This window comes from Amycolatopsis sp. NPDC024027 (assembly GCF_040638975.1).
Classification (GTDB): Bacteria; Actinomycetota; Actinomycetes; order Mycobacteriales; family Pseudonocardiaceae; genus Amycolatopsis.
Window position 1 is genome coordinate 103,072 of the sequence record NZ_JBEZYY010000008.1, and the last position, 12,026, is coordinate 115,097.

The following is a 12,026-nucleotide window of genomic DNA, read 5'->3' on the forward strand; positions in this document are numbered from 1 at the left end:
CCGGTCGAGGGCGGCCCTTCGGTTACTTCAGCTCGGCGCTCGACTTCCCGAGGATCCGCCTCGCGACGATGAGCTGCTGGATCTGCTGAGTCCCCTCGAAGATGTCCAGAATCTTCGCGTCCCGAGCCCACTTCTCCAGCAGCGACTCTTCGCTGTACGCCCCGGTAAGCTCAACGCACTTCAGCGCGATCTCCACCACCGACCGCCCCGCCTTGGCCTTCGCCATCGACGCCTGCAGCGAGTTCGGCTGCCGGTTGTCCGCCATCCACGCCGATTCCAGCGTCAGCAGGTACGCCGACTCGTAGTCCGCCTCCAGGCGCAGGAACTCCGCCGCGGCCGCGTGCTGGCTGTTTGCCGGGCGGTCGTAATCGATCGTGACGCCGGCTGACGTCAAGATCGAGCGCGTCTCGTCGAGCGCCGCGCGGGCCACGCCGATCGCCATCGCCGCCACCAGGGGCCGGGTGTTGTCGAACGTCTGCATGACGCCCGCGAACCCCTTTTTGGTGTCGATCTCCGGCGTGCCAAGAAGATTCTCGCGAGGGACGCGGCAGTTCTCGAAGCGCAGCACCGCCGTGTCGGAGGCGCGGATGCCGAGCTTGTGCTCGGTGCGCACCACCTCGAAGCCCGGTGTGCCCTTCTCGACCACGAACGACTTGATCGCCGCGCGGCCCTTGCTCTTGTCCAGCGTCGCCCACACGACCACCGCGTCCGCGCGCTCGCCCGACGTCACGAAGATCTTCTCGCCGTTCAACACGTAGTGGTCGCCGTCGAGACGAGCCGTCGTGCTGACCGCCGCCGAGTCCGAACCGAACGCCGGCTCGGTGATCGCCATCGCGGCCCACATGCCGGAGAAGCGCTCGAGCTGCTCGTCCGTCGCGACCGAGCCGATCGCCGCGTTGCCGAGGCCCTGGCGCGGCATCGACAGCAGCAGGCCGACGTCACCCCAGCACATCTCGATCGTGCCGAGGACGACGTTCAGGTTGGCGCCGTTGCGATTTCCCTTTTCGTTCTTGTCGGAACCGGAGCGGCGGACACCCGCCGCGCCCGCGCCGCCCTCGCCGGACGAATTCAAGCCGTCCAGCAGTGCCGCGAACATGTCCAGCTCGGCCGGGTACGTGTGCTCCGCGCGGTCGTACTTGCGCGAGATCGGCCGGAACACCTCGGCCGCGGCCTGGTACGCCTGGTTGATCAGCGCGCCGGCCTTCTTGGGGACTTCCAGGTTGATCATGACTTGCCTTTCCGAAGCCTAGAGAAGGACGGCGCCTTCCATGACGCCGATGGCCCGCAGGTCCCGGTACCAGCGCTCGACCGGGTGCTCCTTGACGAAGCCGTGCCCGCCGAGCAGCTGCACGCCCGCGTTGCCGATCTGCATGCCCTTGTCCACGGCCAGCTTCCGCGCCAGCGCGACCTCGCGGGCGTAGGACTTGCCCTGCTCGGCCCGCGCCGCGGCGCGCAGCGTCACCAGCCGCAGGCCCTCCAGTTCGATCGCGATGTCGGCGACGGAGAACGCCACCGCCTGCCGATGGCTGATCGGCTCGCCGAACGCGGTCCGCTCGTTGACGTAGGGGACGACGTAGTCGAGGACGGCCTTCGCGGTGCCGGCGGCCAGCGCCGCCCAGCCCAGCCGCGACAGCCGGACGACCTCGGCGAAGACGTCCGCCTTCCCGCCGCCGAGCAGCGCGCCCGCGGGCAGCGCCACCTGCTCCAGGTGCAGCTTGCCGGTCGCGGCGCCGCGCAGGCCCATCGCCGGCTCGGCCTCGATGGACACCCCGGCGTTCGACGACTCGACGAGGAACAGCGCCGGGCCGCGGCCTTCGAGGTCGGCCGACACGATGAACAGCTCCGCCTGCGCCGCCCGCGGGACCAGCGACTTCACGCCGTCGAGCTGGTAGCCCTTCGGGGTGCGGCGGGCCTTCGTCGCGGGCTTGAAGGGGTCGTAGAGCGCTTTCTGCTCCTGCAGCGCCAGCGCGGCCGCCGGGACGTGCTCGCCGACGAACGCGGGCAGGTAGTCGGCCTGCTGCTGTTCGTCACCCCAGCTGACCAGCGCGGTGCTCACCGCCGACGGCGCGAGGACGGCCACGGCCAGGCCGAGGTCGCCGTGCGCAAGCGCTTCCGCGACGAGCGCGTTGGTCACCACCGAGCGTTCCGTGCCGACGCCGCCGAGCTCCTCGGGGATGCCGACCAGGCTGATCCCCAGCTCGGCGGCCCGGCTCAGCAGGCCCTCGGGCGCCTCGAGCTTGGCGTCGGCGTCCGCGGCGGCGGGCCGCAGCTGCTCGGCGGCGAACTCGGTCACCGTTTCGACGATGAGCTGCTGGTCCTCGGTCGGCGTGAGGTCGAACAGCCCCGTGTCGGCGGCCGGCGTGAGCCGGGCGGGCTTGCCCAGCTTCTGCACCGACTTGAACGACCGGGTCGCCGCGCCGGCGACGCGGAAGCCGTTGCGGGTCCCCGCGGTGACCAGGCCTTCGAGGGGCTTGCGCAGCCCGGCCCGATCGACGACCTTGCTCCCGGCCAGCCGGGTCAGCGCGGACAGGCCCCAGCCCATCGCGTCCCGTTTCCTTGGCGCAGCCATGTGGCCCTCCATCCGTTACCTACTCGCGAGTAGGTTAACCCGGGAGACGACGCGGCGCCAGTGTGGGGTCACTTACGTGTGCGCGGTGTGCACATTCCTGCGCCACTCGGCGAACCGGATGCGCTCGAAAGTGATGAGCCCGAGCACCAGGACGGCGGCGATCAGCAGCAGGACGGCCGCGGGCACGTGCTCCAGCACCGGCGTCACCGCGACCAGCAGCACGCCGAGGACCAGCCGCTGGACGTTCCAGCTGCCGAGGTTGCGCTTGCGGAGGGCGCTGAGCGTGATCAGGTAGAGCGCGAGGCCGCCGGTGAGCGTCCAGATCGGCACGCCGTGCAGTGCTTCGCCGGGGGTGTGGTGCTCGGTGTCGGCGATGTAGAGGAACGCCTTCTTCAGGCCGAGGGCGACCAGCACGATCCCGGCGATCAGCGGCAGATGCAGGAAGGTGTAGGAGTCGGTGGCGAGCTTCGCTCGTTCGACCCCGGTCGCGGTGGTCAGCCGGTGCTCGGAGACGCGCGCGACGACGTCGAAGTACGTCCACCACATCCCCGCGGCCAGCACCAGCCCGCACACGGCCGCCCCGGCGACCAGCCACGACATCGGCAGCGCCCCGATCCCGATCCCGATCGCCACGATCGACTCGCCGAGCGCGATGATCACGATGAGCCCGAACCGCTCGGCGAAGTGCGCGGGCGAGTTCAGCCGCCACCCGTCCGGCCCGGTGAGGTAGACGTTGAGGTAATCGATTCCCAATGCGACAACCCACAGCCCCAGCTGCCAAGGCCCGCTTAGGAAGGCGGCGACGCCGAGCAGGACGACGCTGGGCAGCAGCCCGACGAACATCTTGAGCAGCACCCGCCGCAGCCCGGGATCGTGTTTCGCGGCACCGAGGTAGGCGACGAGGTGCAGCAGCCGCACGAGCGCGTAACAGGCGACGAACAGAGCGGGCGCGAACAACCCGCCGGGGTGGTCGGCAAAGGCTTCCGGGATGGTCAGCGAAACCAGGAACATGACGGCCATCGCGCCGAACATCGCCAGCCGCGCGATCCCGTGGTCGACGTGGATGGTGGTCGCGAGCCAGGCGTAGGAGCACCAGCACCACCACAGAACGGCGAGCATGGCCACCCCCTGCCCGACGCCGGTGGGGCTCAGGTGGTCGGCCATCAGCTGGGTGATCTGGGTGATGGCGTAGACGAAAACCAGGTCGAAGAAGAGCTCGATGGTGGAGACGCGGTGGTCCTCATCCGCGCTCACCAGGTGCAGGCGTGTCGTGGGCACGCCGAATTATGGACGAAAACATGTCAAGTGGTTCCGGTTTTGTCGTAACGCCCTGCGCGAACATGGCCGAGCGTGCATAGGTCTGGGACAATGAGCCCGGGACGTGGGGAGGGTGTCGTGGTGACCTATCCAGCCGCGCTGCACCGGACGATCATGACCGTGGACGTCGCCGGGTACAACCACCCGGACCGGACCATGGCGCACCTGCGCGAGGTGCACGACGGCTTGTGGCGTGTCCTCAAGGGGAGCTTCGCCGAGACCGGCATCCCCTGGGACGTCTGCTTCGTCGAAAACACCGGTGACGGCGCGATGATCCTGCTGCCGCCCGACATCGCGAAGGTCGACCTGGTGGCCCAGCTGCCCGAACGCATGCACGCCGATCTGCGCCGCCACAACGCCGTGCACTCCGAACCCGCGCAGATCCAGCTTCGTCTCGCGCTCCACGCCGGCGAGGTGCAGAGCGCCGGCCACGGTTCGATCGGCAAAGCGGTGAACTTCACGTTCCGCGTGCTCGAAGCGGCGGAGGCGAAGGCGGCCCAGAAGGCGACGGGCGCCGAACTGGCCGTGCTGGCTTCGGACGTCTTCTACCAGGAGGTCGTGCTCCAGGATCCCGCGGCGGCGCCCGCCGAATACCGCCGGATCCCGGTCCACACCAAAGAGACGTCCACGATCGCCTGGCTGCGGCTGCTCGGCGGTGGACCCGCCGACCCACCGCCGGACAGCCGAGCGGTGCGGTGCTCCGCGGAGCCGTCCGCCGCCGACCGCGCGATGGAACTGACGGAACTGCTCCTGGACATCCCGGCCGTGGCGGAGGAGAGCAGCCGGAGAATGCTGCTGAAGCGGCTCCGGCCGCAAATCGCGACGGTCGTGGCCTATCACCCGCAAACCCGGCTGCACGTCCTGGAGATCGCCGGCACGTGTCTGCGTTATCGCGGCGGGCTCGCCGAACTGGTCGCGGCGGTGCAAATGCTGGAACCCGAATCGGCGCCGGTCCAGCGGTTGGTCGACCGCGTTGGCAACTGGCCGGAAGAGAGCCCGTCGTGACATCTTTTTGGCAACCGGCGGCGACCCTTTTGCCGGGTAAGATCTGCCCGACTGCGTTCGATACGCAGGGGCGATGACGCCGGTTCCGTCCCGTGCGAGGTGGGTAGGGGGGTGCTGCGTCAGGTGACGGGACACGTGATCGGAGAGGCAGTCGTCGACGTACTGGCCGAAGCCGGCCTGGCCGAAGAATTGGCCGTGGTCGTCAGCCTCGTCGGCAAAGCCCTCGGGGTCGAACTGGCGGTTCCCCGGCACCCCACCCCGCGCAGTTCCCTGATCGAAGTCGTTTCCGCCTGCGAGCGCTATCAGAACGGCATGCAGGCGCTGGTCGGCGCGGTCGCTTTCATGCGGCCCGGCTCGCCGGAATACGAGCGGGTCCGGGACCTGGTGGAGCGGCCGCGGGTGCTCGACCTGCTGCCGCGTGCCGACCGCGACCGGCTGCACCACCTGCTGGCCGGGGTGGAGGCGCCCCGGATCGGTGAGCTGGTCCGCCGCGCGAGCGGGCTCGGCTCGCCGTTGCCGCCCAAGGTGCGCACGGCGTGGGAGGCCTTCACTCATCTGGCCGATTTCAACGCGGACACCGACGGTATCCCGCCGGCGTTCACGCTCCTCGAACTCCTCGCCCGCCACTGCGGCGGCGAACTCGGGTTGCGGCTGACGGAGTGGAACGACTACCAGGCCAGGCGGCTCCGGCTGGAGGCGCAGTTGAGAGCCCGTCGAGCCTTGCTCGCGACACCGTTGCGGGAGGGGCGGCTGCACCTGATGGTGATGGTCGAGCACGACGGGATAGACCCGGACTTGTACCAGGTTTCCCATTGGTGTCAACGGCTTCCCGGGGAATGGCCGCCACCGCACGGTGGCACGGCGGAAGTGCGGGCCGCTGACCTCGAACGATACGTCGACGGTCTGGTGGTCGACGCGGAGCGGGCGTGGGCCGACCACCGCGGTTCGGTCGCCCTCGAGTTCGTGCTCCCGCGGACATTGCTGAACCTGCCCGTGCAGCTCTGGCACCGCGAGCACGAATCCGGTATGCCGAGGCCGCTTTCGATCGACTACCTGATTTCCGTCCGATCGTTGGAGCGCATGCGTTCGAAGCACTGGCACCGGGTCTGGAACCAGCACTGGGAGGCGTTCATGGCGAACCCGTCCGCCGAGTGCGTGTACTACGAAAACGGCACCCAGGCTTCGGCGCTTGACGTGGTGCTTTCCGATCTGAGGTGGGGTTTGGTCGTGCTCGGGTCGGCTCCGCCGCTCGAAGCCGGCGGGGACGGTGACAGCCTGACGGCGGCTTTGCGGTCGGGTATCCCGGCGGTACTCTGGCACCCTGATGCGTCACTCGACGTACTTAGGGAGTTGATCACCGAGCTCGCCAAGGGAGATTCGGGTCTCGGCGATTTGCCGATGGAAGCCAAGAACATCAGGCACACTAGTCTTTCTCCTCTTTCCGAAACCGGCTTCCATCGGGATAATCCAGTGCGGGATCTGGTGGTGCTGTGGGACGATCCGAGCCGTCTCGTTCTTGATCAGCCGCCGGCTTTCCCATGGCAGCGAGGGGATATCCGGGATGACCGAGAGCGAGCGTCTTGACGGGGGCGAGGCGGCGCAGGTCCGCGACGCGTCCCGGCTGGCATCGTCCGATTGGTGGGTCTACCGCGGCACCGGCCGGCCGATCCACGACCTCGGGTTGACCGACATCTTGCCGCCACCCCCGCCGTGGCGGGACTTCGACGGTGGCCCCTTGCCGGAGTCGGACGATCCGCCGCGGGACGATCACGACGTCGCCCGGCGGCTCGGGAGCGAGCATTCGCAATCGGCTCAACGCACTGGTCCGGCTGAACTCGACATGATCAACGCCGCGCTGTACCTTCGGCGGCCCTTGCTCGTCACCGGTCATCCGGGCACCGGCAAATCCACGCTCGCGTATCGGCTGGCGGCCGAACTGCAGCTGGGCCGGGTGCTGCGGTGGCCGATCACCAGCAGGACCACCCTGAACTCAGGGCTCTACCACTACGACGCCATCGGCCGGATCCAGGCGGCGAGCGCCCGGTTCGCCGTGCGCGGCGAACGCGCCAGTCCCGCGCCCGAACCACCGATCGGCGAGTTCCTCCGGCTCGGGGTGCTGGGGACGGCTTTCCTGCCGCGTCGCGTACCCCGGGTCCTGCTGATCGACGAGCTCGACAAAAGTGAAGCCGACCTCCCGAACGACCTGCTCAGCATTTTCGAAGACGGCGAGTTCCGGGTTCCCGAACTCGAACGCATCCGCAGTCACATCCCCGAAGCGACGGTGTTCACCGATGATCCCGGCGAGACGGCACTGGTCGTCGGCGGGCGAATCCGGTGTCACGCGTTTCCGATCGTCATCATCACGAGCAATGGGGAAAGGGAATTTCCCCCCGCTTTCCTGCGGCGCTGCCTGCAGCTGGAAATGCCGGATCCGGACCCGGAGCAATTGGCCGCGATGGTCGTCGCCCACCTGCACGATTCGGAGGACAACCGGCGCAAGCTCGGTTCCGGTCTGCAGAACGAGCTGATCGAGCAGTTCGTGCGGCGCAGCGCGTCCGGTGACGACCGGCTGCCCTCGGGAAAACTCCTGGATGCCATGTACCTCGCCACGTCCGGCGCCTACCGCGGCGACGTGACGTGGGAGCGGCTGGTGGACGCTCTGTGGCAGCGTCTGTCGGCGGTGCAATGACGTGGGCCGGCCGCCCGTATCGCCGGTCCCCGATCCCGACGGCGCGGGATCGCGGTTCACCGCTGCGGGCGAACGGCGGCGCCCCGGGGGACCCGGTCAGCCGGACGTTCGCGATGTCGCCGACGCTCTGTGGCTGATCGCGGCGACCCGGACCGATGAGGCGCGGGCCCGGCCGGCCACGTCCCCGCTGCCGCCCGACAGCCCACCATCCGGGGATCCCCTCCCGCTTCCCCTGGAGCTGCCGCCCCCAGCCGCGCGGGCGCAACCGGCCCCGCTGCTCGAAAGCCCACGTCAGGTGATTGCGGCCGGAGTCGCCGAAGTACCGGCGGCCACGGATTCCGCGCCACAGTCACAACCGGTCTCTGGATCGGTTCGGCCGTCCGTTATTGTTCGGGCCCTCCGCACGCTGAAGCGAAGGGTGCCGGCCTGGCATGAGCACGTTGTCATCGTCGACGAAGCCGCGACGGCCGAGCGGGTCGCCGAGAGCGGATTCTGGTGGCCGGTGACCGAACCCGAGCTGGAACGGTGGCTTGATCTCACCGTCGTGGTGGATACCGCCCGGTCGATGACGCTGTGGCGGAGCACCGTCAAGGCGTTCCGCGCCGGCCTCGAACAGCTCGGCGCCTTCCGGACGATCCAGTACCGCCGGCTGGACACGCAGAGTAGCGGCCACCGCCGGGGCCGGCCCCGGCTGTACGGCGAGACGTCGTCGTCGGCCCCGCGCGACCCGTCCGAGTTGATCGACCCGACGGGCAGACGGCTCGTCCTGGTCGTCACCGACGGCGTCGGCGATCTTTGGCGGTCCGGCGGCGTTTCCGCCGTGCTCGCCGAGTGGGCGTCGGTGATGCCCACGACCGTCCTGCACGTGCTGCCGCAACGGCTGTGGTCCCGGGGCATGGACCTGCACCGCGCGCGGCTGAACGTGCGGGTGCCGGTTGCGCCGAACAGCCAGTGGGGCTGGGAACTGCCGGAGGCGTGGGCGGACCCGGAGCTGGCCGCGGCCAAGGACGCCGGGGCGATCCCGGTGCCCGTGATGGAGCTCGGCCCGCGGTGGCTGCGGTGGTGGGCACGGCTGGTGGCCGGCGAGCACAAGGGTTTCGTCCCCGCCCGGGTGCTGCTGAGCGGCCTGAAGGGGGCGCCCATCGAAGGCAGCGACGACCTCGTCGACCCGGGCACTGCCCGCGAACGGGTGCGCCGGTTCCTGAGCGTCGCCTCCCCACCGGCGTACCGGCTGGCGACGATGCTGGCGGCGGTGCCGGCCAACCTTTCGGTCGCGCGGTTCGTCCAGGACGAGCTCCTCCCCGAGGCGCGGCCGGAGCACCTGACGGAAGTGCTGACGAGCGGGCTGCTGCGGCCGGCCGCGGCGGTCGGCGACGAGACCACGGTGTTCGACTTCCCGGCCTCGGTCCGGCAGGTGCTGCTGAGCGGGGCCCGGCGCGCCGACACCGCGGAGGTCGTCCGCGCCACCGAAGCCCGGTTCGGCACCATCACCCGGTTGCGGGACGCCATCGACGCGCCGGACGCCACCCGGGATCCGGATTCCCGGGCGGATCCGGCGCACGACGTCGCACTCGAACGGGTGGTAATGCAGGCCCTGAGTGGGCCTTATTCATCCCGCGCCAGTCGAATTCGCTCGAAAGAGCGAGACTATTCCGGTGAATTATCCCCCATGGCACCCGATTCAGCGACTCTGTCGTCAGCTGTTTCCGGAGTAGATGATCATATCGCCCAAAAGAGAATGCCGCCCTACGATTATGGTGAACCGGTGAGAGACACTATGGCGAAAGCGCCCGTGCCCCCTGAGGCTTCCACGTCCGCAGTCAAGGTCACCGGTGAGGTGGCGGACGACCCGGTTCGGCGGAGTCCGGAGTTGCGCGAGCCTTCGCCGGCCGAGGACGGTGGTCCCCTGCTGGGCCGCCGGCCGATCTTCACCCTGGAACACGGGGACAGTCCGGCCGAGGACGTCCCGCCGGTCTGGGGCAGCGTGCCACCCCGGAACCCCAACTTCACCGGGCGCCGGGAACTCCTCCGGGAACTGGGCGAGCGGGTCATGTCCGGCACCACGGCCGTGCTGCCGTCGGCCCTGCACGGCATGGGCGGCATCGGCAAGACGCAGATGGCCGTCGAGTACATCTACAGCCACCTGCGCGAATACGACGTCGTGTGGTGGATCCCGGCCACCGAGGCGGCCCAGATCCGGGTCGCCCTCACCGAACTGGCCCAGGCGCTGAACCTCCCGGGCTCCGGTGAGGCGAACACCGCCATCCCGGCCGTGCGCGAGGCGCTGCGGACCGGGCGGCCGTACCGGCGCTGGCTGCTGGTCTTCGACTCGGCCGAAGACGTCGCGCTGGTCCGCCAGTTCTTCCCGACCAACGGGCCCGGCGAAATCCTGATCACCTCGCGCAACGCGGAATGGGCCAGCGTCGCCCGGCCGCTGGAAGTCGCCGTCTTCGAGCGTTCGGAGAGCATCGAACTGCTGCGCCGGCGCGGCCCGGAGATCGACGTGGCCGAGGCCGAGCAGCTGGCGGAACGCCTGGGGGACCTTCCGCTCGCGATCGAGCAGGCCGCCGCCTGGCGGGCGGAAACCGGCATGCCGGTGCAGGAATACCTGCGCTTGTTCGACGAGAAGGTCGCGGAAATCCTCGACACCTCGAGCCCGGCGGACTACGAGGTTTCCGTCGCCGCGGCCTGGAATGTCGCGTTCGATGAATTGCGGACACGAAACCCGGTGGCGCACCAGCTGCTCCAGATCTGTGCTTTCTTCGCGCCCGAACCGATTTCGCGTGCGTTCTTTTCCGGGGTTGGCAGTATTTCCATTCTGCCCGAAATCGACATGGCGCTGCGCGACCCGATGAAATTGGCGCGGGCCATCCGGGACATCAACCGGTACAGCCTGGCGAAGATCGACCACCGCACCAATTCGATCGTCCTGCACCGGTTGGTGCAGATCGTGCTGCGCAACCGGATGACCCCGCAGCACCGGGCGGAGATGCGCCACGGTGCCCATCTGCTGCTCGCCAAACGCGACCCCAACGACCCCACTTCGTCGAAGCAGTGGCCGCGCTACCAGGAAATCCTGCCGCACGTCTACCCGTCCGAGATCGTCGAATGCGACGACCGCTGGGTCCGCCAGCTCGTGCTCAACCTGATGCGGTACCTCTACCAGTGGGGCGACCACGACGAGGCCCTCCGCCTCGCGGAAATGGCCCACCGGAACTGGACCGAGCGGCTCGGGCCCGACGACGAACAGACCCTGCAGGCCGCCGAGCGGCTGGGCTACTACTACTGGGTCACCGGCCGGTACACGGAGGCGGCGGAGATCAACCGCACGATCCTCGACACGCGGCAGCAGTTGTCCGGGGAAAACAGCGAGGAGACGCTCGCCGCCCAGATCGCGGTCTCCGGCGACCTTTCCGCGCAGGGCAACTTCCTCGCGTCCCGTGATCTGACCGAAGACGTCTACCAGAAGGCCAAGGCGCTGTTCGGCGAGGACGACCCGGTCACCCTGCGCGCGGCGCGGATCCACGGCACGAACCTGCGTCTCACGGGCCAGTACCGTGAAGCCGCCGAGCTGGACGAAACGAATTACCAGCGACAGACCGAAATTCTCGGCTATGACCACGCGGAGACGCTGAGTTCCCGGATGGGGCTCATCATCGACCGCCGGGAAGCGGGCGACTACGTCTGGGCCCGTGAAGAGAACGAGAAGCTCGCCGAACGCGTGCGCGAGCTGTTCGGTGAGGACAACGCGGAAACCCTGCGCCGGATGGCCTACCTGGCGGTCTCCCGGCGCAAGGCCGGGGATCACGAGGCGGCGAAGGAACTGGCGGCCGCGGTGCTCGAGCGGTTCCGCGTGCGCTACGGCGAAAACAACTTCAACGTGATGGCCTGCGCACTCGGGTACTCGATCGACCTCCGGCACGCGCAGGAGCTGCGGTCCGCGCGGGAACTGGGTGAGCAGATCTTCGAGCGCTACCGGCGCAACCTGGGCGAGCACCACCCGCACACGATGGCCGCGGCCGTCGACCTGGCGGTGACCTTGCGGCTCTTCGGCAACGCCGCGGCGGCCAGGCAACTGGACGAGCGGTCCCTGGCGCAGCTGCGTGAGGGGCTCGGACCGGACCACCCGAGTGCGGTGTTGTGCGGGATCAACCTGGCGAGCGATCTCTCCGCGCTCGGCGAGACCGCGGCCGCACTGGAGCTGGGCACGGACATGCTGGCGCGAGCCGAGCGGGTACTCGGGAAGGACCATCCGACCACGCTCGCCGCCGCGCTCAACCGGGCGCTCGACCTGCGCACGTCCGGGCAGAGCCAGGAAGCGGAGACGCTCTACGCCGACGTCATCTCGCGGTACCGGATGGTGCTGCGCGAGTCGCACCCGGGGACCATCGCGGCGTCGAAGGGTGTTCGCGCAGACTGCGACATCGACCCGCTGCCGCTGTAACG

7 protein-coding genes are annotated in these 12,026 nt (G+C 69.2%); 4 read left to right on the forward strand and 3 right to left on the reverse strand.

The window, feature by feature from the left end; translation table 11 throughout:
- Positions 1-22 precede the first annotated feature (22 nt).
- From AB0F52_RS21385 to AB0F52_RS21395, 3 genes are all read right to left on the reverse strand, one after another.
- The gene (locus AB0F52_RS21385; RefSeq protein WP_360173500.1) at positions 23-1,228 is read right to left on the reverse strand and encodes an acyl-CoA dehydrogenase family protein; all 1,206 of its coding nucleotides are present in this window, start codon (positions 1,226-1,228) and stop codon (positions 23-25) included.
- 18 nt (positions 1,229-1,246) lie between these two features.
- A complete protein-coding gene (locus AB0F52_RS21390) occupies positions 1,247-2,542 on the reverse strand; it encodes an acyl-CoA dehydrogenase family protein (protein ID WP_360174008.1) in 1,296 nt (431 codons plus the stop codon).
- A gap of 99 nt (positions 2,543-2,641) precedes the next feature.
- Positions 2,642-3,847 carry a low temperature requirement protein A gene (locus tag AB0F52_RS21395; RefSeq protein WP_360173503.1) on the reverse strand — a complete coding sequence of 402 codons (1,206 nt, stop codon included), beginning with the start codon at positions 3,845-3,847 and terminating at the stop codon, positions 2,642-2,644.
- A 120-nt stretch (positions 3,848-3,967) separates the two neighbouring features.
- Here AB0F52_RS21395 and AB0F52_RS21400 point away from each other — a divergent pair, with 120 nt between their 5' ends.
- The 4 genes from AB0F52_RS21400 to fxsT all read left to right on the forward strand — a co-directional run bounded on the left by AB0F52_RS21400 (position 3,968) and on the right by fxsT (position 12,024).
- Positions 3,968-4,891, forward strand: a complete 924-nt coding sequence (locus AB0F52_RS21400) for a hypothetical protein (protein ID WP_360173506.1) — start codon at positions 3,968-3,970, stop codon at positions 4,889-4,891.
- Positions 4,892-5,002: 111 nt separating this feature from the next.
- Positions 5,003-6,475: a hypothetical protein gene (locus AB0F52_RS21405; protein ID WP_360173509.1), complete on the forward strand. Its 1,473-nt coding sequence runs from the start codon at positions 5,003-5,005 to the stop codon at positions 6,473-6,475.
- The gene (locus AB0F52_RS21410; RefSeq protein WP_103334742.1) at positions 6,453-7,580 is read left to right on the forward strand and encodes a MoxR family ATPase; all 1,128 of its coding nucleotides are present in this window, start codon (positions 6,453-6,455) and stop codon (positions 7,578-7,580) included. The genes AB0F52_RS21405 and AB0F52_RS21410 overlap by 23 nt, the downstream gene beginning before the upstream one ends.
- 1 nt (position 7,581) lies before the next feature.
- The gene (gene fxsT, locus AB0F52_RS21415; RefSeq protein ID WP_360173512.1) at positions 7,582-12,024 is read left to right on the forward strand and encodes an FxSxx-COOH system tetratricopeptide repeat protein; all 4,443 of its coding nucleotides are present in this window, start codon (positions 7,582-7,584) and stop codon (positions 12,022-12,024) included.
- Positions 12,025-12,026 lie beyond the last annotated feature (2 nt).

What these genes read in the sequence shown, in the direction of transcription:
- AB0F52_RS21390 (WP_360174008.1), bottom strand. Translation starts at nt 2,542, where the DNA reads ATGGGCTGGGGCCTGTCCGCGCTGACCCGGCTGGCCGGGAGCAAGGTC.
- AB0F52_RS21385 (WP_360173500.1), bottom strand. Translation starts at nt 1,228, where the DNA reads ATGATCAACCTGGAAGTCCCCAAGAAGGCCGGCGCGCTGATCAACCAG.
- AB0F52_RS21410 (WP_103334742.1), top strand. Translation starts at nt 6,453, where the DNA reads ATGACCGAGAGCGAGCGTCTTGACGGGGGCGAGGCGGCGCAGGTCCGC.